This is a genomic window from Mesorhizobium ciceri WSM4083 (assembly GCF_000519305.1).
GTDB classification, from domain to species: Bacteria; Pseudomonadota; Alphaproteobacteria; order Rhizobiales; family Rhizobiaceae; genus Mesorhizobium; species Mesorhizobium ciceri_B.
In genome coordinates, this window is the sequence record NZ_JAFG01000008.1 from 87,942 (window position 1) to 109,973 (window position 22,032).

22 protein-coding genes are annotated in these 22,032 nt (G+C 64.3%); 6 read left to right on the forward strand and 16 right to left on the reverse strand.

What is annotated here, in order from left to right:
• Positions 1-10 precede the first annotated feature (10 nt).
• The 3 genes from hdaA to MESCI2_RS0118745 are packed head-to-tail and all read right to left on the reverse strand — an operon-like array spanning position 11 to position 2,448.
• Positions 11-715: a DnaA regulatory inactivator HdaA gene (gene hdaA, locus MESCI2_RS0118735; RefSeq protein WP_027037913.1), complete on the reverse strand. Its 705-nt coding sequence runs from the start codon at positions 713-715 to the stop codon at positions 11-13.
• A 1-nt stretch (position 716) separates the two neighbouring features.
• Complete coding sequence (locus MESCI2_RS0118740) at positions 717-1,919, reverse strand: AI-2E family transporter (protein WP_027037914.1); 1,203 nt, start codon at positions 1,917-1,919, stop codon at positions 717-719.
• Between the two features lies 1 nt (position 1,920).
• Positions 1,921-2,448 carry a CDP-alcohol phosphatidyltransferase family protein gene (locus MESCI2_RS0118745; RefSeq protein ID WP_027037915.1) on the reverse strand — a complete coding sequence of 176 codons (528 nt, stop codon included), beginning with the start codon at positions 2,446-2,448 and terminating at the stop codon, positions 1,921-1,923.
• Between the two features lie 240 nt (positions 2,449-2,688).
• Between MESCI2_RS0118745 and purM the strand changes: the two genes are divergently transcribed.
• From purM to MESCI2_RS0118760, 3 genes are all read left to right on the forward strand, one after another.
• Positions 2,689-3,768 (forward strand): phosphoribosylformylglycinamidine cyclo-ligase, encoded by a 1,080-nt coding sequence (gene purM / locus MESCI2_RS0118750; protein WP_027037916.1) that lies wholly within the window; start codon positions 2,689-2,691, stop codon positions 3,766-3,768.
• Positions 3,765-4,478, forward strand: a complete 714-nt coding sequence (purN, locus tag MESCI2_RS0118755) for a phosphoribosylglycinamide formyltransferase (protein ID WP_023812596.1) — start codon at positions 3,765-3,767, stop codon at positions 4,476-4,478. The genes purM and purN overlap by 4 nt, the downstream gene beginning before the upstream one ends.
• Before the next feature lie 198 nt (positions 4,479-4,676).
• A complete protein-coding gene (locus MESCI2_RS0118760) occupies positions 4,677-5,186 on the forward strand; it encodes a SixA phosphatase family protein (RefSeq protein ID WP_027037917.1) in 510 nt (169 codons plus the stop codon).
• A gap of 49 nt (positions 5,187-5,235) precedes the next feature.
• On the opposite strand, the gene MESCI2_RS0118765 is transcribed toward MESCI2_RS0118760, so the two are convergent.
• From MESCI2_RS0118765 to MESCI2_RS0118775, 3 genes are all read right to left on the reverse strand, one after another.
• Complete coding sequence (locus MESCI2_RS0118765) at positions 5,236-5,469, reverse strand: DUF680 domain-containing protein (RefSeq protein ID WP_027037918.1); 234 nt, start codon at positions 5,467-5,469, stop codon at positions 5,236-5,238.
• A 413-nt stretch (positions 5,470-5,882) separates the two neighbouring features.
• Positions 5,883-6,110, reverse strand: coding sequence for a DUF680 domain-containing protein (locus MESCI2_RS0118770; protein WP_023812599.1), 228 nt, complete (start codon positions 6,108-6,110; stop codon positions 5,883-5,885).
• Between the two features lie 47 nt (positions 6,111-6,157).
• Positions 6,158-6,361 carry a DUF680 domain-containing protein gene (locus MESCI2_RS0118775; RefSeq protein WP_027037919.1) on the reverse strand — a complete coding sequence of 68 codons (204 nt, stop codon included), beginning with the start codon at positions 6,359-6,361 and terminating at the stop codon, positions 6,158-6,160.
• 468 nt (positions 6,362-6,829) lie between these two features.
• Here MESCI2_RS0118775 and MESCI2_RS0118780 point away from each other — a divergent pair, with 468 nt between their 5' ends.
• Positions 6,830-7,498: a response regulator gene (locus MESCI2_RS0118780; RefSeq protein ID WP_027037920.1), complete on the forward strand. Its 669-nt coding sequence runs from the start codon at positions 6,830-6,832 to the stop codon at positions 7,496-7,498.
• On the forward strand, positions 7,488-8,840 hold the full coding sequence (locus MESCI2_RS0118785; protein ID WP_027037921.1) for a sensor histidine kinase: 1,353 nt from the start codon (positions 7,488-7,490) through the stop codon (positions 8,838-8,840). The genes MESCI2_RS0118780 and MESCI2_RS0118785 overlap by 11 nt, the downstream gene beginning before the upstream one ends.
• Before the next feature lie 4 nt (positions 8,841-8,844).
• Here the strand turns inward: MESCI2_RS0118785 and MESCI2_RS0118790 are convergent, their stop codons facing one another.
• The 9 genes from MESCI2_RS0118790 to MESCI2_RS0118830 all read right to left on the reverse strand — a co-directional run bounded on the left by MESCI2_RS0118790 (position 8,845) and on the right by MESCI2_RS0118830 (position 19,247).
• Positions 8,845-9,726, reverse strand: a complete 882-nt coding sequence (locus tag MESCI2_RS0118790; RefSeq protein WP_027037922.1) for an ABC transporter permease — start codon at positions 9,724-9,726, stop codon at positions 8,845-8,847.
• Between the two features lie 95 nt (positions 9,727-9,821).
• On the reverse strand, positions 9,822-10,676 hold the full coding sequence (locus tag MESCI2_RS0118795) for an ABC transporter ATP-binding protein (protein WP_050596595.1): 855 nt from the start codon (positions 10,674-10,676) through the stop codon (positions 9,822-9,824).
• Positions 10,677-10,836: 160 nt separating this feature from the next.
• Positions 10,837-11,841 carry an ABC transporter substrate-binding protein gene (locus MESCI2_RS0118800; RefSeq protein ID WP_430981670.1) on the reverse strand — a complete coding sequence of 335 codons (1,005 nt, stop codon included), beginning with the start codon at positions 11,839-11,841 and terminating at the stop codon, positions 10,837-10,839.
• Positions 11,842-12,026: 185 nt separating this feature from the next.
• The gene (gene dapB, locus MESCI2_RS0118805; RefSeq protein ID WP_027037925.1) at positions 12,027-12,806 is read right to left on the reverse strand and encodes a 4-hydroxy-tetrahydrodipicolinate reductase; all 780 of its coding nucleotides are present in this window, start codon (positions 12,804-12,806) and stop codon (positions 12,027-12,029) included.
• A 19-nt stretch (positions 12,807-12,825) separates the two neighbouring features.
• Positions 12,826-14,919: an ATP-dependent helicase gene (locus tag MESCI2_RS0118810; protein WP_027037926.1), complete on the reverse strand. Its 2,094-nt coding sequence runs from the start codon at positions 14,917-14,919 to the stop codon at positions 12,826-12,828.
• Between the two features lie 89 nt (positions 14,920-15,008).
• Positions 15,009-15,182, reverse strand: a complete 174-nt coding sequence (locus MESCI2_RS1000000137010) for a hypothetical protein (protein WP_081738796.1) — start codon at positions 15,180-15,182, stop codon at positions 15,009-15,011.
• 442 nt (positions 15,183-15,624) lie between these two features.
• Positions 15,625-16,797 (reverse strand): M20 aminoacylase family protein, encoded by a 1,173-nt coding sequence (locus MESCI2_RS0118820; protein ID WP_027037927.1) that lies wholly within the window; start codon positions 16,795-16,797, stop codon positions 15,625-15,627.
• Between the two features lie 18 nt (positions 16,798-16,815).
• Complete coding sequence (locus MESCI2_RS0118825) at positions 16,816-18,042, reverse strand: Zn-dependent hydrolase (RefSeq protein WP_027037928.1); 1,227 nt, start codon at positions 18,040-18,042, stop codon at positions 16,816-16,818.
• Positions 18,039-19,247, reverse strand: a complete 1,209-nt coding sequence (locus tag MESCI2_RS0118830) for a diaminopropionate ammonia-lyase (protein WP_027037929.1) — start codon at positions 19,245-19,247, stop codon at positions 18,039-18,041. Before MESCI2_RS0118830 ends, MESCI2_RS0118825 begins: the two co-directional genes overlap by 4 nt.
• A 106-nt stretch (positions 19,248-19,353) precedes the next feature.
• Between MESCI2_RS0118830 and MESCI2_RS0118835 the strand changes: the two genes are divergently transcribed.
• On the forward strand, positions 19,354-19,833 hold the full coding sequence (locus MESCI2_RS0118835; RefSeq protein ID WP_027037930.1) for an Lrp/AsnC family transcriptional regulator: 480 nt from the start codon (positions 19,354-19,356) through the stop codon (positions 19,831-19,833).
• 54 nt (positions 19,834-19,887) lie between these two features.
• On the opposite strand, the gene MESCI2_RS0118840 is transcribed toward MESCI2_RS0118835, so the two are convergent.
• On the reverse strand, positions 19,888-21,996 hold the full coding sequence (locus MESCI2_RS0118840) for a molybdopterin-containing oxidoreductase family protein (protein ID WP_027037931.1): 2,109 nt from the start codon (positions 21,994-21,996) through the stop codon (positions 19,888-19,890).
• Between the last annotated feature and the right edge of the window lie 36 nt (positions 21,997-22,032).

Genomic DNA, 22,032 nt, shown 5'->3' on the forward strand with positions numbered 1-22,032 from the left:
GCCTCTCGGCCTAGATCTCGAATTCGCCCTGCCCTTCATCCATGGCGTTGACGGTTTCGGCTGCCAGCGTCCTGGTGATCGGCGTCTTGCGTTCGAGCGCGGTCCGGTCGAGCCGCTCCACCACGCGCATCGCTGTCGCCAGCGAGCGCTCGATGCGGCGGACCAGATACTGCACGACGTGCGGCTCGACCTCGATCTGGCGGTCGGCGAACAGTTTTGTGATGACGCCTGCCAGCAGGAGATCGTCGGGTTCATGAATTTCGACTGTCGCGGCCGCCTTCAGCCGCGAGGCGAGATCGGGCAGGCCGACACCCCAGGCCGACGGAAAGCGGCGCGCCGTCAGAAGCAGTTGCGAGCCGGCGCCACGCACCGCATTGATCAGATGGAACAGGCCTTGTTCGTCAACCGTCCCGGTATCGACATCGTCGATCAGCGCCGGCCGCGCGCCGAGATTGGCAATGCTGTCGCCGATGCGCCTGGCGTCGACCGCCACCGCATTGGCGCGGGCGCGCCAGATCGAGGCCAGATGCGTCTTGCCCGAACCGGCGGGACCTGCCAGCACCACCACCGGCGATGGCCAGTCCGGCCAGCGGTCGACCAGCGCCACCGCCTGGTTGTTGGTGCCGGAGACGACGAGTTCGTCACGCGAATAGCCGGTGCCATGGCCGAGGTCGAGCGGCAGCTGGCGCGGCGGGTCGGTCGGCTGGGCAGTCACTTCAGCGACGCGGTTGCGTGCGGTGGCCGCCGCCGCGATCCGCCGGAAGCTGCGGCACAGGTGCCGCGCCCCGGCCCTTGTAGAGCGGCGATTCGAGATAGCGGGCTATGGCGAACCGCACCAGCACGGCGACGGCAGCCGAAGCCGGCACGGCGATCAACAAGCCGACGAAGCCGAACAGCGCGCCGAAGGCAAACAGCGAAAACATCAGCCATACCGGGTGCAGGCCGACACTTTTGCCGACCAGCCGCGGCTGCAGGATGTTGCCCTCGATGAACTGGCCGATGAAGAACACGACCGCGACCGCGACGATCATCGTCCAGTCCGGCCAGAACTGGACGAAGGCGACGCCGACAGCCAGCACCAGCCCGGTCAGCGAGCCGACATAGGGGATGAAGGAAATCAGTCCGGCGAACAGGCCGATGAGGATGCCGAAGTTCAGTCCGGTCAGCGTCAGCCCGGTGGCATACATGGCGCCCAGCACCAGGCACAGCGTGCCCTGGCCGCGCACGAAGCCAGCCGTGGCGGTGTTGATGTCACGAGCGATGGCGCGCACGGTCTGGACATTGTCGCGCGGCACCCAACCGTCGATGACCGCCACCATGCGGTCCCAGTCGAGCAGCATGTAGAAGGCGACCACCGGTGTCACCACGAACAGGCTGACCACAGAAACCAGCGCCATGCCGGAACTCCACAGCGAGGTGAACACGGTGGTGACCAGGCCGAAGCCCGAGGTCAGCAGCGAATTCAGCCCGTCGCGCAAGCTGTTGGCGTTGACGCCGAACTTCTGTTCCAGCCATTTCGGATCGAACGAGGTGATCAGGCTTTGCAGCCGGGTCAGATATTCCGGCAATTTGCCGGCGAAATCGGCCATCTGCGTGGCCAGAACCGGAATGAGGATGACAAAGGCCAGCACCAGCACGATGAGGAAGGTGATGAGGATGACCACCGTCGCCATGAAACGCGACAGGCCGAGCCGCTGCAGCCGGTCGGCAACGGGATCGAGGAAATAGGCGAGCACCATGCCGGCGACGAAGGGCAGCAGGATAGCGCTGAAAACATAGAGGAAAAGCGCCAGCAGCGCGGCGCCGGCCAGCCAGAAGAAGATCTGGCGGCGAAAGGTCGCGGACGCGGCGATGTCGGCGGCCGCAGCCTCGATCGCTGCCGCTTCTGTCTCGGATGTCCGGAGTGGAGCCTTCGTCATGTCAGCTCATGTGCCTCAGCCAAGTCACGAGATAGGCTGCGGCCGAAGCCACGGTCAAGACCCCGGACAGCAATATGAGGGCTGACCTCAGCGGGTCGAGGTGAACGGCAAGGGCAAGTTCACCCAGCACAACCGCGGCCAGCACGATCTGGATGGCGGTGTTGGCCTTCGACACGAACAGCGGTTTCATCTCGACCGGATGGGCCATGACGGTGGACAGCAGAACCGCGCAGACGATCAACGCGTCGCGCGACACCATGGTGACGACCAGCCACAGCGGCAATTGCCCGATGAAGCCCATGACCACGAACACCGAAACCAGCAGCAGCTTGTCGGCCGCCGGGTCGAGATAGGCGCCGAGCGTGGATTGCTGGTTGAAACGGCGAGCGATGAACCCGTCGACGCCGTCGGAAATGCCGGCGACGAGGAACCCGGCAAAAGCCCAGTCCCAGCGCGCCTGCAGCATCGCCAGCACCACCGCCGGCACCAGGACAAGGCGCAGGATGGTGATCAGGTTGGGGACGGTCAAATGCTTGGCACCTCCTCTTGGCCGGAGATAGATGATGAAGATGGCGGATGGCAACAAGGGACAAGCCGCCGATCTCCCCGCACGGGAGAGCGGCTTTCAGCTTGGCTTTCGCCAATCACGAGCGCCTGTACGCGCGCGCTGTCCACGGTTTTGTAGGCCGAAATGGCCGTTATCCTTGCGGACAGAAACCGTTCATGCGAAGAGCCCGCGACAAGGAAAATTGTTGAACGGGCACCAGAAATGAGCAAGCGCGACGTGAACAAGCGCAAGAACGGGCTCACCTATGCCGAGGCCGGTGTCGATATCGATGCCGGCAATCTCATGGTCGAGAAGATCAAGCCGCTGGTGCGCGCGACGCGCCGGCCGGGCGCCGACGGCGAGATCGGCGGTTTCGGCGGCCTGTTCGACCTCAAGGCGGCCGGGTTTACCGATCCGGTGCTGGTGGCGGCCAATGACGGCGTCGGCACCAAGCTCAAGATCGCCATCGATGCCGGCAAGCACGACACGATTGGCATCGACCTCGTCGCCATGTGCGTCAACGACATCGTCGTGCAAGGCGCCGAACCACTGTTCTTCCTCGACTATTTCGCCACCGGCAAGCTCGATCCCGACCAGGGTGCCGCGATCGTCGGCGGCATTGCCGAGGGCTGCCGCCAGGCCGGCTGCGCGCTGATCGGCGGCGAGACCGCCGAGATGCCCGGCATGTATCACGGCAACGACTACGACCTCGCCGGCTTTGCGGTGGGTGCCGCCGAACGCGGCCAATTGCTGCCCACCGATGACATTGTCGAAGGCGACGTGCTGCTGGGCCTGGCGTCCTCTGGCTTGCACTCGAACGGATATTCGCTGGTGCGCCGCATCGTCGCCGTCAGCGGTCTGTCGTGGAGCGATCCGGCACCGTTCAACGACGAGGCCACGCTGGCCGAGGCGCTGCTCGAGCCGACCCGCATCTACGTCAAGTCGATCCTCAAGGCGATCCGCAACACGCATGGTATCAAGGCGCTCGCCCACATCACCGGCGGCGGCTTCCCGGAAAACATTCCGCGCGTGCTGCCCAAGGATTTTTCGGCCGAACTCGATCTCGAAGCGATCGACGTTCCTGCCGTGTTTTCGTGGCTGGCCAAGACCGGCGGCGTGGCGCCGGAAGAAATGATGCGCACCTTCAATTGCGGCATCGGCATGATCCTGGCGGTCGCGTCCGGCCAGGCAGCGCAGGTCGCCGCCGTGCTGCAGGAGGCCGGCGAGACGGTGACGCCGATCGGCCGCATCGTGCCGCGTCGCGACGCCGGCGTCATCTATCGGGGCTCGATCGGCCTATGAGCGCGCAGAGGAAACGCACCGTTGTCCTGATTTCGGGACGCGGCTCCAACATGACCGCGCTGATTGCCGCGGCCAGCGACCCCGCCTTCCCGGCCGAAATCGTCGGCGTCATTTCCGACAAGGCGGATGCCGCCGGGCTCGGCATCGCCAGGGCGCGCGGCATCGCCACGCAGGTCGTCTCGCGTGCCGACCATGGCAGCAAGCAGGCGCATGACGCGGCAATAGACGCGGCGCTCGCGGCCTTCAACGCCGAGATCGTGGCGCTGGCCGGCTATATGCGCATCCTCACCCCCGGCTTCGTCCAGAGATGGCAGGGCCGCATGATCAACATCCACCCTGCCCTGCTGCCGGCTTTCAAGGGGCTCGACACCCATGTGCGCGCACTGGCCGCCGGCATCCGCATCCATGGCTGCACCGTGCACTTCGTCACCTCCGAGATGGATGACGGCCCGATCATCGCACAGGCGGCCGTGCCGGTGATGGTCGGCGACACCGCCGATACTTTGGCAGCACGCGTGCTGAAGACCGAACACCGGCTCTATCCGCTGGCGCTGGGACTGGTTGCCGAAGGCAAGGCGCGCATGGAGGCCGGCCGCACCGTGCTTGCCCACTTTGCCGACGATGCCGACAACGGCACCTCGGTGGTGATGGCCCCGGATCCGCTGCGCGAGGAAGCCGACCTGGAGCATCTGGCGCGCATCACGCCTTGAGAGGCCTAGATCGGGAATGACAACGGCACTTTGCCTGGAACCGCCAAATCAGACTCGGTGCCAGACCGAAACGGACCGGCTGCGCAGAGCTTGGCTGGAAGGATTGGAAAGCGGCCCGTTAGCTCCCTTCGACATTGAAGCGATCAAACAAAAGGCCCGCACTCGTCTGACCAGTCTCCCTGGTCATGACCGACATCGATGAGACAACTACTTCTTATCCGTCACGCCAAATCCAGCTGGGACGTCCCTGATCTCGATGATTTCGACCGGCCCCTGGCCGAACGCGGATCGAAGGCAGCCCGGTTGATGGGCCGCGAGCTTGCGGCGCGCCGCTGGCTGCCGGACCTGGCGCTGGTGTCGGCGGCGCTGCGCACCCGCGAGACCTGGCGGCTTGTGGCGGCGGAGTTGCCCGTCCAGCCCGGGATCGCATTCGTCAAGGCGCTGTACGATGCTTCAGCGGCGGACATTCTGAGCCACATTGGTCAAACCGACGCTTCAAGCGGCAGCTTGCTGGTAATTGGCCACAATCCGGGCCTGGAACATTTGGCCCGACAGCTTGCCGGGCCGGGGTCGGACGCCAAGGCGCTCGCGAGACTTGAGGAAAAATTCCCGACGGGAGCCTTGGCCCGGGTGGTCTTCGAAGGCGATTGGTCCGGCGTATCCCCCGCCCGGCTGACACATTGCCTGCGGCCGAAGGACCTGGGCTAGTCCAAGGCAGGTGCGGCAGGCCAAGCCCACCGCACGCCCGCTTGAGCCGTCAGTTTCCCCAGTTGCCCTGGCCGGATTCCGGCTGGACCGAATCGGGCGTCAGCGTGAGGTCACGGTGCTTGACCAGCCTGTGGGTCGAAGCCGTGTAGCTGTGGTCGACATTGACCGCGTGCGAGGTGACGGCCGGCTGATTGACATTGTCCGAACCATAATTGTCGCTGCCGGCAAAAGCGGTGCCAGTGGCAATGAGGATGGTGGCGGCGGTAAGAGCGATCCTGGTCATTTTATTTACTCCGGTATTCCTGATCCTGTCCGTCTAGTGGCGTGCCCCTGGGAGGAATTTCGCGTCGCTCGGACAGCCTCGATCTGGGTTTTTCGTGCGCCGACTTCCAATCACGAAGACGTTCCCTCACGCGCGGAATCGGGGCCTCCAACGTCGGGCAAGGTGTTGAGCTCGCCCCGTTTTATCGATTGATCTCATATGCTTATAAGGAGGATGCCTGACGCAGGGTGCAGCGGTTCATCGAGACAGCGCTCGCCATCCGTTCACGATTCGTCAACATAAATTGAACCAGTTGGTTCGATTTACCATCGCCGCTCCGACACTGGCGCCGTTGTCCGAAATCCTGCTCATGCATAAAAAACAAGAGCGGTGGGCAAAGCCCACCGCTCTTTGTGGTCGCAGACTTCAGAAAATCAACGACCCCAGATGCCCTGGCCCGACTGAGCCGGCACGTTGGCATTGGCATCACCCTGCGTCTTTACGGACTTCGGGATCGAGCCGGTGTGCGTGGTGTCGATGTTGGACACGGACTGGTTCGCAACCGGCTGGTTGGCATTGTAAGAGCCGTAATTGTCGCTGCCAGCAAAAGCGGTGCCCGTGGCAACGAGGATGGCGGCGGCGGTGAGTGCGATCTTGGTCATTTTAATTACTCCTGAGTTCAAGATTGGGTTGATATCGGCAGTCGCGATTAGCGGCCGAAGAGATTGCGGTCAGCGCCCTGGGGAGCGGGGGCCTGGGCGGTTTGCGTCGACTTCGAGACCGAAGCGGTGATCGACTGGTCGACGGTGACGGCAGGCTGATTGGCGTTGGCCGAGCCATAATTGTCGCTGCCGGCAAAAGCAGTGCCCGTGGCAACGAGGATGGCGGCGGCGGTAAGAGCGATCTTGGTCATTTTATTTACTCCAGTGTTTGTCATGTCCGTCTAGTGGCGTGCCCTTGGGAGGAATTTCGCGTCGCTCGGACCACCCCGAGATGGGTTTGCCCTGTCGCGGATGCCAATCACGAAGATGTTCCTCCGCAGCTCGAATCCGGGTCTTGAAATTTGGCACAGGCCTTCAGCGGTGAGTTTTTTATCCATTATAATCAAATACTTATGAGAAACCGCCCCGCGCATGACGCCGTCGTCCAATGAGCCGACGTTCACCAAACATGGACGGTCCGTCAATCACAATCGAACCGAACGGTTCGGTTTTATCGAAGGTGGGCGAATTCAGGCTACTCAAAGGCGGCGGCAGCAGCCGAGTCCGCTATTTGCCTTGCGGCTGGATCGATACTATCGGTTGTTCCTGCGTATGCATTGTACGCTGCCAGCCGCATCCTCCGAGACGCGAGATGGCAGCTTCCCAGGACAGCGATAGAGATGCGGCTGCTGCTCGTCGAAGACAATCGCGAACTGGCCGACTGGCTGGGCAAGACCTTGCGGCAGGCGAACTATGTCGTCGACGTCGTCCACGACGGCGAAGATGTCGAGCACGCGCTGGCCGCCGGTGACCACGCACTTGTCATCCTCGACCTGGCATTGCCGCGTATGGGCGGCCTGGAAGTGCTGCGCATGCTGAGGGCGCGCGGCAATGCGGTGCCGGTGATTGTATTGACCGCCAATGCCAGCCTCGACGGCCGGGTCAAGGGCCTCAATGAAGGCGCCGACGACTATCTGGCGAAGCCGTTCCAGATCGAGGAACTGGAGGCGCGCATCCGCGTGCAGCTGCGCCGCGCCAATGACCGCACCGCGCCTGTCGTTGCTTGCGGCGACCTTGTCTTCGACACCAACACGCGGCTGTTTTCGCTCGCAGGCGAAACACTGGCGCTGACGCCGCGCGAGCATGCCGTGCTTGAACAGTTGATGGTCAAGGCCGGGCGCACGGTAAGCAAGGCGGCCTTGTCGGCGGCGATCTACGATTTCGAGACCGACGCCGACCCCAGCGCCATCGAGATCTATGTGCACCGTGTGCGCAAGAAACTCGAAGGGTCTCGGGTCCAGATCGCCACCTTGCGTGGTCTTGGCTATCTCTTGCGCCATGAGGATTAGCAGCCTCCGCCTGCAGTTGCTGGCCTGGGTGGTGCTGCCGCTTGCGGGGCTCGCCACCATCAACCTGTGGACCAGTCACCACAGCGCGCTGGCGACCGCCGATCTGGTCACGGACCGAATGCTGCTCGGTTCGGCACGCGCGATTGCCGAACAGGTCGCCATAGTGGATGGCGTTCTCGACGCCACGGTGCCACCGGCGGCAATCGAGATGTTCGACACCGGTGATCGCGACAGCGTCTATTATCATGTCGAGACGGCTGGCGGGCGTTTGCTGACCGGCTACCCCGACCTGCCCGAGGGTCCGAGGCAGCCCAGCATGGAAGCGGTCTATCGCGACCAAGCGCTGCGGCTGCTGACATTCAGTCATGCGGTGGTCGGCGCCGGCGGCGACTCGCCAATATCCGTCACCGTTGGTGTCACGCTGGCCGGACATGATGCGATGGTGAAACGGCTGTGGCTCAGCGCCTTTGCCCAGCAACTGGCGCTGGTGGCCATTGCCGGCATCTTCGTCCTGCTCGGTCTGCGTCGTGGCCTAGCGCCGCTGATCAGGCTGCGCGACGCGGTGCGCTCGCCAAGCCGCAGCGACCTTGACCCTGTCGAGGTGCCAGGTGCGCAAAGCGAGATCCGCCCGCTGATCGATGCGCTCAACGCCTATATGGAGCGGGTGCGGGCGCAGATGGCGGCGCAGCGCCGCTTCATCGCGAATGCGGCGCACCAGTTGCGCACACCGCTGGCGCTGCTGTCGACGCAGGCGAGCTACGCGCTTCGCGAAAGTGCCTCCGACGCGCGCCAGGAAGCCTTGGTGGCGCTGCAGGCGAGCTCCGGCAGGCTGGCACGGCTGGCCGAACAATTGCTGACCCTATCGCGAGCCGAACCGGGCAGTCGGCGGCCGCGCGCCGACCACGTCGACCTGACCGAAGCCGCTCGGCACGTTCTGGAAACGCATGCGCCAATAGCAATCGGTCGCAACATCGATCTCGGCCTCGAGGAGGCCGGACCTGTGCCGGTTATCGGCGACGGCACCATGCTGCGCGAGATGATCGTCAATCTTGTCGATAACGCACTGCGCTACACCCGGGCCGGCGGCAGCGTCACGGTGAAGTTGGCGGCCACCGGCGGCGAAGCCGTGCTGACAGTCGACGATGACGGGCCCGGCATTCCGGCGGACGAACGCGACCACGTATTCGAACGCTTCTACCGCATCGCCGGCTCGACCGAGGAAGGCAGCGGGCTCGGCCTCGCCATCGTGCGCGAGGTTGTCGAAAATGCCGGCGGCCGCGTCACCCTTGGAGATGGCGCGACCGGCGGTCTGGTGGTCGAGGTCAGGTTGCCTTTGGCCTGATCAATCAGGTTCCCTGTTCGTTGTACGGAGCCGGCCGCCACTTGACGACATAGTTCTCGAAGCGGGTGATGATGAACTCCACCACCAGCGCCATCACCGCCAGGATGATCATGGCGGCAAAGACGCCATTGGCATTGAAGGCGCCCTGCGCTGTAGAGATCAGCAGGCCCATGCCTTGCTTGGCGCCGAGGAATTCGCCGACCACCGCGCCGACCAGGGCAAAACCGAAGCTGACATGCAGGCTGGCCAGGATCCAGCTCATCGCCGACGGGATGATGACGGTGCGTGTGATCTGGAATGGCGAGGCGCCGAGGATCTGGGCGTTGGCGATCATCGCCCGGTCGGCTTCGCGTACACCCTGAAAGGCATTGGCGAAGACGACGAAGAACACCATCACCACGGCGAGCGCCACCTTGGACGCCATGCCGAGGCCGAGCGCGATGATGAACACCGAACCCAGCACGACTCGCGGCACCGAATTGGCGATCTTGATGTAGATGGAAAAGACGTCCGCCAGCAGCCGATTGCGGCCAAGGATGATGCCTGCGGCGATGCCGCCGACCGCGCCGATGACGAAGCCGAGGAATGTTTCCTCGAGCGTCACATAGATCTGCACCCAGAGCGGACCTTGCGACGTGCCTTCGGTGACCCACACCCGGATCTGGTCCCAGATGCCGGACGGGCTGGCGAAGAAGAACGGATCGATGATGTTGTAGTCGGCACCGAGTTCCCACAGGCCGAGGAAGACGACCAGGATAGCCAGGCGCAGGCCGATAACCAGCGCATGACGGCGGCGCAGCCGCGCCTTCGCCCGACCTTCGGCAACGGCGATGGAGGCATCGCGGACGGCGGCCTGAGAAGTGGTGGTGGGAGAGATGGCGGTCATGGCGGTGTCTCCTCTCAGAGCAATTCCAGAAAAAGTGACAAGCGGTTTTCCGTCCGGAATTGCGAAAAACCATTAGAGCGGGTCCGCGACCCGCTCTAATGGCCGGTTTGCAAGGTGCGGCTCTGGCCGAGCTGCACTTCCTCGCGCAGGTCGTTCCAGATCACCTTGGCGATCTCGACGAATTTCGGATCGTAGCGGATGTCGGCCATGACGCGCGGACGCGGCAGGTCGATGCGGTAGACGCTCTTGACCGTGCCCGGTCCCGCCGTCAGCACATAGACCTTGTCGGCCAGTGCCACCGCCTCCTCCAGGTCGTGGGTGACGAACACGACGGAAGACTTCTGCTCCGACCACAGGCCCAGCAGTTCGTCCTGCATGGCGGTGCGTGTCTGCATGTCGAGCGCACTGAAGGGCTCGTCCATCAGCAGGATCTTGGGCTGGTTGATGAAGGTCTGGGCGAGTGCGACGCGCTTGCGCATGCCGCCGGATAGCTGGTGCGGATAGTGCTTTTCGAAGCGCCCCAGGCCGACACGGCCGATCCAGTCACGCGCCCGCTCATAGGCCTGCGCCTTGGGCGTGCCGCGATAGAGCGGACCGGCGGCGACATTGTCGATGACGCTGCGCCACGGAAACAGCGCATCGGCCTGGAAGACGAAGCCGATGTCGCGGCTGATGTCGTTGACGGGATTGCCCATGACCCGGACATTGCCTGTCGTCGGCCGCAACAGGCCGGTGACGAGGTTGAGCGTCGTCGACTTGCCACAGCCGGTTGGCCCGACGACGCAGGCGAATTCGCCGCGCGCCACGGTCATGGTGAAATCGCGGATCGCCGTCATCATGTGGCCGTCCGGTGTGACGAAGCGCAGTGTCACATCGTCGATGGCGATCGCGGCATCGGCCGGCGGCGCGGCCTGAGACAGCCTCTCGGCCGCCATGGGTTGCAGTTGCATGGCACTCTCCTGTCGCAATGGGGAAGGAGCCACAGCGCGGCCGCGGGTCTCCAGATGATCCGGCAAGGGCTGTGCCGCTGCCGGTTTGATTTAGGCAAACGGCGCAAGCTATTGTTCTTCGATGGACGAAGACGGGAAGCCCGCACCGTTGGGGACGAGGCTATTTGGCGGCGTCGACGAACGCCGTTGTGTAGGTCTTCGACAAGTCGATCTGCTTACCCTGCAGGCTCTTGGAGAATGTCGAGAGGACCTTGAGCACGGTCGGCGGGCCGTCGGCCGGCATGCGGCCGTCCGGCGTGAACATCGCCTTGCCGCTGGCCAGCCCCTGCACGTAGAGATCCCTATTGCCGGCGTAATAGTCCTTCGGCATCTTGTCGGCGATCTCCTCGGCCGAATGGGTGGCGATGAACTTCATCGTCATGACGAAGGCATTGGCGAGCTTCTGTGCCTCATCCTTGTGGTCTTCGAGCCAGGCGGACTGGACGTAGAAGGACGCCGCCGGATAGGGGCCGCCCAGCGCTTCCTTGGTCTTTTCCGGGGTGCGCATGTCGACCAGGACGCTGGCCTCGCCGGTCTTGAGCAATTGGGCAATGGTCGGCTCGGTGGTCATGCCGGCCTGGATCTGATCCTGCTTGACGGCGGCGATGAAGGTGTTGCCGGCGCCGACCGGCAGCAACGTATAGTCGCCGGGCTTCAGGCCGTTGCGCACGGCCAGATACTGGCTGAGGAAATCGGTCGACGAGCCGAGGCCGGTGACGCCAAGCGTGGCCCCTTTGAAGTCGGCCGGCGACTTGATCTCGGGGTGCCTGGCGGAGACCAGCTCGACCTCGCCCGGCGCCTGGCTGAACTGGACGATCGACTGGATGTACTTGCCCTTCGACTGGAGGTCGACGGTGTGGTCGTAGAAGCCGACGACGCCCTGCACGGCGCCGGCCAGCAGTTCATTCTCGGCCTCGACGCCAGCACGCGAGTTGACCAGTTCGACATCAAGCCCCTGATCCTTGAAGTAGCCGAGCTGCTGGGTGAGCACGGCCGGCAGATAGATCTGCTTTTCCATACCGCCGACGATGATGGTGATCTTGTCGGCCGCCGATGCCGCCGTGGCACCTGTTGCGGCGATGGCCAACGCCAGCGCCGCTGAACGCAAGGCGTATTTCAAGATGATGCCTGTCACGAAACTTCCTCCACCTGGACGGCGCGCCGAAAGGCAGCGCCGCATTTTCCTCCTCACCGGCCACCAAGGACCGGTCACGCGGTGAACACCGCGGTCCCGTCATGGCATGACCAAGCTTTCAGCTGGCTTTCAGTCGTTCGATGAGAGGAATAGCCGAAATCAGGCGGGATTGCGCATCACGAGGCGTTGAACCCCAGCACGTCGCGCATGTCGTATTCGCCTGGCGGGCGTCCCTCGAGCCAGAGCGTGGCGGCGATGGCGCCGCGGGCGAACATGACGCGGTCGCCGGCCGCATGCGACAAGGTCACGGTCTCGCCGTCGGCGCAGAAGCTCACGCTGTGTTCGCCGATGATGCTGCCACCACGCAGCACCGCAAAGCCGATCTCACCGGGAGGCCGCGCGCCGATGGCACCGTCGCGTGCACGCCTTGCGACCGTCTTCAGATCGATGCAGCGTCCGCCGGCCGCGGCATGGCCCAGCATCAACGCCGTTCCCGATGGCGCATCGACCTTGTGGCGATGATGCGCCTCGACAATCTCGACGTCCCAGTCATCGGGATCGAGTGCCCGCGCCGCCTGCTCGACCAGTCCGACCAGCATGTTGAGCCCGAGCGAAAAGCTGCCGGAACGCACGATGGCAATCGTTTTCGCGGCGTCGGCGATAACAGCCAATTCAGCAGCATCGAAACCCGTCGAGCCAATGACCAGGGCCGGCCTGCCGCGCTCGGCGCAAATCCTGGCTAGATCAGCCGAGGCAGCCGGCGTGGTGAAGTCGATAACCACGTCGGCCACGGCAAGCGCCTCGTCACGGCTCACCAGACCTTCGCCGACACTGACCGGCCGGTGGAAGCGGGCGGCGAGCGCCAGCCGCGCGTCACCCTGCACGGCGGCCGCCATCTCGCGGCCCATGCGGCCCAGCGCACCCGCTATGGCGACCCTGACCGGAGGTTTCGACATGGCGCTATCCCGCGGCTATTTATTTCCACATGCCGCGCATGCGCGCGCCGATGTCGACGCGCACCTCCGGCCGGGCCGCCCTGCCCTGTGCCGCCTGTGCGCTTGGCCACGACACCTGCTGGAACGCAGCCAGGATCGAAGCCGGGATGAAGCGGGTGCGCGAGGCATAGAGATGGCGGTCGCCGCGCGCCGCCTGGCCGTGCGGAAAGAAGCGTTGCGGCATGACCAGGTTGAGATTGTCCTTGGCCCGCGTCATCGCCACGTAGAGCAGCCGGCGCTCCTCCTCGATGTCTTCCTTGGTGCCGACGCCGAGATCGGCTGGGATACAGCCGTCGACCGTGTTGAGCACGAAGACGTTCTTCCATTCCTGGCCCTTGGCCGAGTGGATGGTCGACAGGATCAGATAGTCCTCGTCGCGATGCGGCGTCCCGGCCTGGTCGCTGGTGGCGTCCGGTGGATCGAGCGTCAGTTCAGTGAGGAAGCGTTCGCGCGAAGTATAGCCCGAACCGATCTGCTCAAGTTGCAAGAGATCGGCGCGCCGCGTCGTCGCATCCTCGTGGATGCGTTCCAGATGCGGCTCGTACCACAGCCTGATCTGTTCGAGGTCGGCCGGCCATTTGGCGCCGGCCCGCAGGCCGGAATAGAGCGAGACAAAGCCTGGCCAGTCATCCGCGGCGCGTTGCGGCGGACGCCAGCCGGCCAGCCCCATCGCCTCGTCCAGCGCCGTCGTCATGGTCTCGACGATCTGCGCGGCGGCTGAAGGGCCGATGCCCGGCATCAATTGCAGCACGCGGAAGCCGGCGACCCGGTCGCGCGGGTTTTCGGCAAAGCGCAGCACCGCCAACACGTCCTTGACATGGGCGGCATCGAGGAACTTCAGACCACCGAACTTGACGAAGGGAATGTTGCGCCGCGTCAGCTCGATCTCCAGCGGGCCGCTGTGATGCGAGGCGCGAAACAGCACCGCCTGGGATTTCAGCGCTGTGCCCGCCTCGCGCTCGGCCAGGATCGTGTCGCAGACGAAATTGGCCTGCTCGACTTCGTCGCGCACGCTCACCAGTTTTGGCTTGTCGCTGGATTTGCGCTCCGACCACAAGTTCTTTGTGAAGCGCTCCGAGGCTTCGCCGATCACCGCATTGGCGGCCGCCAGGATGGTTTCGGTCGAGCGGTAATTGCGCTCCAGCATCACGACATCGGCGGCTTGCGCGAACTGGTTGGGGAAGTCGAGGATGTTGCGCACCTCGGCGGCCCGGAACGAATAGATCGATTGCGCATCGTCGCCCACCACCGTCAGCCCGGCGCCGTCGGGTTTCAGCGCCATCAGGATCGAAGCCTGCAAGCGGTTGGTGTCCTGATATTCGTCGACCAGCACATGGTCGAAACGCCCGCCCAGATGCGCTGCTATCTCGGGCTCCGCCGCCATCTGCGCCCAGTAGAGCAGCAAATCGTCGTAATCGAGCACATTTTGCGCCTGCTTGGCCTCGACATAACCGGCGAACAATTCTTTCAGCTGCTCCGCCCAGCCGGCGCACCAGGGAAAGGCGGAACCCAACACCTCGTTGAGCGGCGCCTGCGCGTTGACGGCGCGCGAATAGATGGCAAGGCAGGTTCCCTTGGTGGGAAAGCGCGCTTCCGTCTTCGAGAAGCCAAGTTCGTGGCGGACCAGGTTCATCAGGTCGGCGGAATCCTCGCGGTCATGGATGGTGAAGGCAGGGTCGAGGCCGATCTCCAGCGCATAGTCGCGAAGCAGCCGCGCGCCGATGCCGTGAAAGGTTCCCGCCCAGGTCAGCGCATCGGTGATGACAGCTGCATCGCGGCCGAGCACCTCGCCGGCGATGCGCTCGACGCGCCTGGCCATTTCGGACGCGGCGCGGCGCGAAAACGTCATCAGCAGGATGCGGCGTGGGTCGGCGCCCTTGACGATCAGATGAGCGACGCGATGCGCCAGCGTGTTGGTCTTGCCAGATCCGGCGCCGGCAATGACCAGCAGCGGGCCGGCGATCTTGCCGTCGCCATGTTCGACGGCCTGACGCTGGGCATCGTTCAGCCGGGCGAGATAGGCAGGCTGGACGGTCGGTTCCCGAAAGGTCGAATCAGCGGTGGCGAGGTTCATCGCCCATCAAGCATCGTTTCTGCTTTGTTCGCAACGTCGATGCGAGGCTGGCCTCGTGCTCGACAGGCCGAAGCGCGACATCCGTGTCTTTAGCGTTGCGGATCGACACCCATGTCGGCCGACTGCCGCCGCAAGGTCTCGCGATCGTGCTTCGACGGCGGCAACAGCAGCGGGTCGACTGTATCGGGCACGTTTTCGACCATCTTCCTGGCGATACGATAAGTGACATAGGCGAAGGCGCCGGCAACGAGCAGACGGAACATGGTGCAACACTCCTTTGGAGCAGAACCAACCGGGTAAACCGCATTTGGTTCCCTTGCCAATCGTCCACGCGCGCAGTCGGAGATGAGGGTGGGCTACGGGTTTCGCCAGCGCTTTCCCGATGCATTCTCGGGGCACGGGAGGCGGAACTTGGCGGTTTGCGGGGTTCGTGTCCTGCCGCATGCCGCCGTGGCGTTCCAGACAGGCTTTGGGGGAAGAAGGCCGGCGCCGCTTGGGAGGAGGAACGAAGCGCCGGCCAAGCGGATAATGAGGTCCGCCGCACAGGTAAGGCTAGCTGAGTCTAGCCCCTGCGTCATCGGGGGATTGTCTTTGTTAAAAACGTACCGACGCGCACGGCCCTATCGGTCGCCAGCCGTCACAAGCTTGTCTTGACCATCATCTCGGCAATCTCAATAAACCCGGGAGTTGGCGATCAAAACGCGATCATCTTCCCGCCTCGCCACCCAGCCTTTGCCTGACCACGGCGACATGGAAATTCGTGCCGAACACCAGCCCGTCATCGTTGAAGTCGTAGCTGGAATTGTGCAGCGGCGCCGAACCCTCGCCATTGCCGAGGAAGACGAAGCAGCCCGGCACGTGGTCGAGGAAGCGGGCGAAATCCTCCGAAGCGGTCATCGGCTCGCGGGCGACAGCGATGTTGCCAAGCTCGAAGACGCCCCTGGCGGCGGCGAATGCGGCATCGACCAGCTCGGCATCGTTGCGCAGCGGCACGAACTCCCTGCTGTACTTGACCTCAGCGGTGACATTGTAGGCGACGGCGATGCCCTCGGCGATGATGCGCATTTGCCGCTCGATCTCGGCGCTGACCTCGGGCCGGAAGCTGCGCGCATCGCCGAGGATGCGGGCAAGGCCGGGCAGAGCGTTGCGGGTGCCGTCGGTGATAAGCTCGGTCACCGAAACCACCGATATGTCGGCCGGGCTCAGCCGGCGCGAGACGATGGTCTGCAGATTGGTGACCAGCGCGCAGGCGGCGACCAGTGTCTCGTTGCCCGTATGCGGCCGCGCGGCATGACCGCCGAGCCCTTCGAGCACGATCTCGAAGATATCCTCGGCCGACATTATGGGGCCGGCACGGGTCTCGAAATGCCCGATCGGCAGGCCGGGCATGTTGTGCAGGCCAAAGATCTCGTCGAAGGGAAAGCGTTGCATCAGCCCATCGTCGAGCATGGCGAGTGCGCCCCTGCCCCATTCCTCGGCCGGCTGGAAGACGAAGCGCACGATGCCGTCGAAACCGCCCTCACCTGCCAGCAGCTTTGCCGCGCCGAGCAGCATGGTGGTGTGGCCGTCATGACCGCAGGCATGCATGATGCCGGGATTGCCGGAACGGTAGGGTGCGTCCGACTGCTCTGATATGCGCAGCGCATCCATGTCGGCCCTCAGCGCAATCGCCCGGTTGCCGCTGCCACGCTTCAGCGTGCCGACAACGCCGGTGCCACCGACACCTTCGGTGACATCGTCGAGGCCGAACTCGCGCAATTTGGCGGCGACGAAGGCTGCGGTACGCTTCTCCTCGAAACCGAATTCGGGATGCGCATGCAGATCGCGCCGCCAGAGAATCATTTCCTGCTTCAGCGCATCGCGATCGAGTTCAGACATTTCTTTGCCCCTTCTGACCTACTTTGCCAGTTGCGCGGCCACATCAAGCAGGATGTTGGCGCCGGCAACAAGCTCGGCATCTTCGGTGTGTTCGCGCGGACTGTGGCTGATGCCGCCAATGCTCGGCACGAAGATCATCGCTGCCGGTGCGATGCGCGCCAGCATCTGCGCGTCGTGTCCGGCGCCTGATGTCATGCGCCGGACACCGAGGCCACGGTCTTTCGCGGCGGCCTCGATCAGCTCGACGATGCGCAGGTCGAAGATCACCGGTTCGAAGCGGGCCAGTTGCTCGACCGAAATGACCACGTTCTCGGCAGCGGCAAGCGGCCCGAGATAGGCGGCAAGCGCCGCCTCCGCCGCCTGCAGGCGCTGTTCGTCGGGGTCGCGCAGATCGATGGTGAAGACCGCGCGCGAAGGGATGACGTTGATGGCATTCGGCTCGAAGCGGATCGTACCCACGGTTGCCACCGTCGGCGCGTTCGAGGCTTTGATCCGGTCGAGCAGGAAGGTGATGATCCGGGCGGCGGCATGGCCGGCATCGCTGCGCATCGACATCGGCGTGGTGCCGGCATGATTGGCGACGCCGTCTATGATGATGCGCTGCCAGGAGATGCCTTGCAGGTTTTCCACCGCACCGACCGGCACACCTTCGCGCTCCAGCACCGGCCCCTGTTCGATATGCAGTTCGAGATAGGCATGCGGCTTGAGGAAGCCAGGTTCCCGGTCGCCGGCATAGCCGATGCGGGCGAGTTCCTGGCCCAGCACGCTGCCGTCCGTGCCGATAGCCGCCAGCACCGTTTCGGCATCGATGCCGCCGGCGTGGACCAGCGAGCCCATCATGTCGGGAGTGTAGCGCACGCCCTCCTCATTGGTGAAAGCTGCGACCGCGATCGGGCGCGACGGCGACAAGCCTGACGCCTTCAGCGTCTCGATCACTTCCAGCCCAGCAAGCACCCCATAGCAGCCGTCATAAATGCCGGCATCGATGACAGTGTCGATGTGCGAGCCGATGAGCAGCGCCGCCTGCCCGGTGTTTTCCGAGCTTTGCCAGATGCCGAAAATGTTGCCGACCCGGTCGATGGCGACATCGAGCCCCGCCTGCCGCAGCCAGCCGACGAAGAGGTCGCGGCCCTGCCTGTCGGTATCGGAGGCGGCCAGCCGGATAAGCCTGCCCTCACTGTCGCGGCCGACGGCGCCGAGTTCGCGGATGCGGCCGAGCAGGCGCTGCGCGTCAACCGCGATCATGCCGTTGCCTCGGCTGTCCTCTTGCCGGCCAGCACATTGGCCGGGCTTATGCCAACCAGTTCGGCATAGCGATGCGGATCGGTGGCGCCCTCAGTGTTGATCACCAGCACACGCGATTTGCCGTCGAGTTGAAGCTCGGCCCGGTTGTCGGCCACCGCCCGGATCAGCCCGGCAAGGCCGACGCCACCGCTTTCGCCGGCGACGATCACCGGATCGCCGGCGGCCGGCCGTGCCAGCCGCCGCATCACCGCGACGGCGTCGTCCTCATCCACCGTCATGAAGGCATCGGCGGCGCGCGCCAGCACCCGCCAGGCGACGGGCGAAGCCTCGTAGCATTCAAGCATGGCCATCACCGTCGGCTGGCCATGCGCAACCTTGACCGGATGCCCGACCTGGGCGGCCGCAAAAAGACAAGCGGCACGCGCCGGCTCGACCACGATGAAGGTAGGCCTGGCGTCACCGAGCACGATGGCCAGATGACCGGCCAGCGCGGCGGCAATGCCACCGACGCCGGCCTGCACGAAGACGTGGGTTGGCGTCCGAGGGTGCTGGCGCAAGGCTTCGCGCATGATCGCGGTATAGCCTTGCATGACGAGGCCGGGGATGCGCTCGTAGCCGGGCCACGAGGTGTCGGAGACCACGGTCCAGCCCTTCTCGGCCGAAACCTGGGCAGCTTGCCTGACCGAATCATCATAATTGCCGGCGACGCGGATCATCTCGGCGCCATAGCGGGCGATCGCCGCGATACGCTCCTCGCTGACGCCGGCGTGGACGAAGATCGCCGCCCGCGCGCCGACGAGTTGCGCGCCTTGCGCGACGGAGCGGCCATGATTGCCGTCGGTCGCACAGGCAAATGTCATCGCAGCAGTGACGGCCCGCACATCAGGCTGATCGAGATCGGCCATATCGACGGGCCGGCCCAGCCGGCTGCCTGCCTCCTCCAGCACCAGGCGCAAGACGGCATAGGCACCGCCCAGCGCCTTGAAGCTGCCGAGGCCGAGGCGAAAGCTCTCATCCTTGATATGGATGGCGCCAAGTCCGAGTTCGCTGGCGAGCGCCGGAAGCGCATGCAGCGGCGTCATCAGGTGATTGTCGCGGTGGCTGAGAAAACGCTCGACCGTGTCGGCGCCGGCAACACCAAGGGTTTCGGCATCGCTCGGATCGAGTGGCAGGCGATGCAGAGTATTGCGGTTGAGCAGGAACACTGGCGGGCCTCCTTGGCGTTCAGCGAGAATATATTGCAGGATCGGCGCAAAGGGCGCTGTAATATGGCCTCCCAAATGCAAGTTTGTTTCGCCAAGGATATCTCCATTGCCTGTATCGTCGCCCTCGCTCGACAGTTTCGATCTCGCCATCCTTGCCATCCTGCAGCGCGACAACACGACGCCGCAGCGGCTGATCGGCGAGGCGGTGAACCTGTCGGCGCCGGCGGTGCAGCGCCGCGTCAAGCGCATGGAGCAGACCGGCGTCATCGCCGGCAATGTCGCGGTCGTCGAGCCGGCAGCGGTCGGCCAGCCCATCACCATCTTCGTCGAGGTGGAACTCGAGAGCGAACGTGCCGAACTGATCGACGCGGCCAAGCGGCAATTCTCGGCGACGCCTGAAGTCCAGCAATGCTACTACGTCACCGGCGAGGCCGACTTCATCCTGGTCATCACCGTGGCTGATATGGGCGCCTATGAGGCGCTGACGCGAAAACTGTTCTTCGACAGCAACAATGTCCGCAAGTTCCGAACGTTCGTTGCCATGGACCGGGTCAAGGTCGGTTTGACGGTGCCATTGCCCGGCTGAGCGTATCCCTGCACGGTTTGATCTGGCGCGAGACGAGCGGAATTCTCACCGATCTCAGCCTGCCGCGCGCAGCCAGACCTTGTTGTCGTGGAAGGCAGCCCCTCCATAGGGTGCCGGCGCGTCGGCACCGGTCAGCACGTTGATGCCTTCGCCGCGCTCATGGGCGCTGTTTGGCCAGATGCCTTCGGCGATCACCACGCCGCGCTTGATGCCGTCGAACAGCTTCGCATGCAGCACGACTTCGCCGCGTGTGTTGCCGACCTCGACACGGTCGCCGTCGGCTAGCCCAAGGGCTGCGGCATCGTCGGGATGCAGAAGCAGTTCCGGGCGGCCCTCCTTGGCCCTCGACACCGGCGTTTCCGAGAATGTTGAGTTGAGAAAATTGCGCGCCGGCGACGTCGTCAGCCGGAACGGATGCGCTTCGTCGGCGACCTCGATCAGGTCGACATGGTCGGGGAATTCCGGCAGAAGCGCCACCGGGCCGAACAGGCCCATGCTCTTCGGCGGCCGGTTGGGCGCCGCCTGCCCGGTCCAATCGGCGCGGAAACGGAACTTTCCATCCGCGTGGCCAAATCCGTTGATGAAGTGTGCTGCCTCGAAATCCGGCTGTAGGTCGATCCACTTGTCTTCCTTCAAGCTGTCGAAGCTGCCCAGCCCGCGCTTGCCCAGGATGATGTCGATATGCTGCTGCTCGGTAAGACCAAACCCCGGACGATCGGCGACGCCGAGGCGTTTTGCCAATTCCTCGACGACGAAATGGTTGGTGCGCGGTCCTTCCGGCGGCTCGATCAGCTTGGGGCCAAGCGTGATGTGCTGGTTGCCGCCGCCCTTGTAGACGTCGTCGTGCTCGAGGAACATCGTCGCCGGCAGCACGACATCGGCAAGCTTGGCCGTGTCGGTCATGAACTGCTCGTGCACGCAAGTGAACAGGTCGTCGCGCATAAAACCCTGCGTCACCAGCCGCTGCTCCGGCGCGACATTCACCGGGTTGGTGTTCTGGATCAGCATTGCCGTCACCGGCGGGCCGCCATAAAGCGCGTCGCTGGCTCCGGTCAGCACCGGGCCGATGCGCGAATGGTCGAGATGGCGTATCGAGGGATCGCGCATCCTGGTGCCTTCGAGCACTTCCTGGTTGAGCTTGAAGATGCCGGAGTTGGAATGGAAGGCGCCGCCGCCCTCATATTGCCAGCTGCCGGTGACCGCCGCGATGCAAGATGCGGCATGCATGTTGACGGCGCCATTGCGCTGGCGCGCAAAACCATAGCCGAGGCGGAAATAGGTCTTTTTCGTCGTGCCGACGAGGCGGGCGAAGGCCTCGATCTCGGCGACCGTCAAGCCGGTGATCCCGGCCGCCCAGTCCGGTGTGCGCGTCTCGAGATGCGCTTCCAGTCCTCTCGGGTCGTCAGTGTATTTCGAGAGATAGGCGCGGTCGGCCATGCCTTCCCTGAACAGCACATGCATGACCGCGCAGGCCAGCGCGCCGTCGGTGCCCGGCTTCAGCATCAGGCCGAGATCGGCCTGCTTCATCGTCGCGTTCTCGTAGACGTCGATAACGACGATCTTGGCGCCGCGCTCCTTGCGCGCCTTGATGGCGTGGGTCATGACGTTGACCTGCGTCACCACCGCATTGGTGCCCCAGATCACCACGCAATCGGATTTCGACATCTCGCGCGGGTCCGGCCCGCGCAAGGCGCCGGCCCCCATCATCCAGCCGGTCCAGGCGAGATTGGTGCAGATCGAACCGAAAAAGCCGGAGTATTTCTTGGCGTGGCGCAGCCGGTCGATGCCGTCGCGCTGCACCAGCCCCATCGTGCCGGCATAATAATAGGGCCAGACCGTCTCCGAGCCGTATTTCTCCTCGGCCGCAATGAATTTTTCAGCGACGAGGTCGAGCGCGGCCTCCCAGCTCGCTTCCTTCCAGGCGCCCTCGCCCTTGGCACCGGCGCGGATCAGCGGCCTCAGCAAACGGTCGGGATGATGGACGCGATCGGCATAGCGGGCAACCTTGGCGCAGACGACACCGGCCGTATAGCTGTTGGACTTGGCGCCATGGACGCGGCCGATGCGGTTGCCGTCGAGCAGTTCGACCTCGAGCGCGCAGGTCGAGGGGCAATCATGCGGACAGGCCGAATGGCCGATGCGAAGCTTGGTGTGTTGGTTCATGGGGCAAGACTAGCGGGTTTCAAAGGGCGCGTGTAG

Bases quoted from the DNA above. Each gene is read 5' to 3' on its own strand.
- MESCI2_RS0118820 (WP_027037927.1), bottom strand. From the start codon at position 16,797: ATGTCTGAACTCGATCGCGATGCGCTGAAGCAGGAAATGATTCTCTGG.
- MESCI2_RS0118810 (WP_027037926.1), bottom strand. From the start codon at position 14,919: ATGAACCTCGCCACCGCTGATTCGACCTTTCGGGAACCGACCGTCCAG.
- MESCI2_RS0118795 (WP_050596595.1), bottom strand. From the start codon at position 10,676: ATGCAACTGCAACCCATGGCGGCCGAGAGGCTGTCTCAGGCCGCGCCG.
- MESCI2_RS0118765 (WP_027037918.1), bottom strand. From the start codon at position 5,469: ATGACCAGGATCGCTCTTACCGCCGCCACCATCCTCATTGCCACTGGC.
- purN (WP_023812596.1), top strand. From the start codon at position 3,765: ATGAGCGCGCAGAGGAAACGCACCGTTGTCCTGATTTCGGGACGCGGC.
- MESCI2_RS0118790 (WP_027037922.1), bottom strand. From the start codon at position 9,726: ATGACCGCCATCTCTCCCACCACCACTTCTCAGGCCGCCGTCCGCGAT.
- MESCI2_RS0118780 (WP_027037920.1), top strand. From the start codon at position 6,830: ATGCGGCTGCTGCTCGTCGAAGACAATCGCGAACTGGCCGACTGGCTG.
- MESCI2_RS0118740 (WP_027037914.1), bottom strand. From the start codon at position 1,919: ATGACGAAGGCTCCACTCCGGACATCCGAGACAGAAGCGGCAGCGATC.
- MESCI2_RS0118775 (WP_027037919.1), bottom strand. From the start codon at position 6,361: ATGACCAAGATCGCTCTTACCGCCGCCGCCATCCTCGTTGCCACGGGC.
- purM (WP_027037916.1), top strand. From the start codon at position 2,689: ATGAGCAAGCGCGACGTGAACAAGCGCAAGAACGGGCTCACCTATGCC.
- MESCI2_RS1000000137010 (WP_081738796.1), bottom strand. From the start codon at position 15,182: ATGTTCCGTCTGCTCGTTGCCGGCGCCTTCGCCTATGTCACTTATCGT.
- MESCI2_RS0118760 (WP_027037917.1), top strand. From the start codon at position 4,677: ATGAGACAACTACTTCTTATCCGTCACGCCAAATCCAGCTGGGACGTC.
- MESCI2_RS0118770 (WP_023812599.1), bottom strand. From the start codon at position 6,110: ATGACCAAGATCGCACTCACCGCCGCCGCCATCCTCGTTGCCACGGGC.
- MESCI2_RS0118785 (WP_027037921.1), top strand. From the start codon at position 7,488: ATGAGGATTAGCAGCCTCCGCCTGCAGTTGCTGGCCTGGGTGGTGCTG.
- MESCI2_RS0118825 (WP_027037928.1), bottom strand. From the start codon at position 18,042: ATGATCGCGGTTGACGCGCAGCGCCTGCTCGGCCGCATCCGCGAACTC.
- dapB (WP_027037925.1), bottom strand. From the start codon at position 12,806: ATGTCGAAACCTCCGGTCAGGGTCGCCATAGCGGGTGCGCTGGGCCGC.
- MESCI2_RS0118840 (WP_027037931.1), bottom strand. From the start codon at position 21,996: ATGAACCAACACACCAAGCTTCGCATCGGCCATTCGGCCTGTCCGCAT.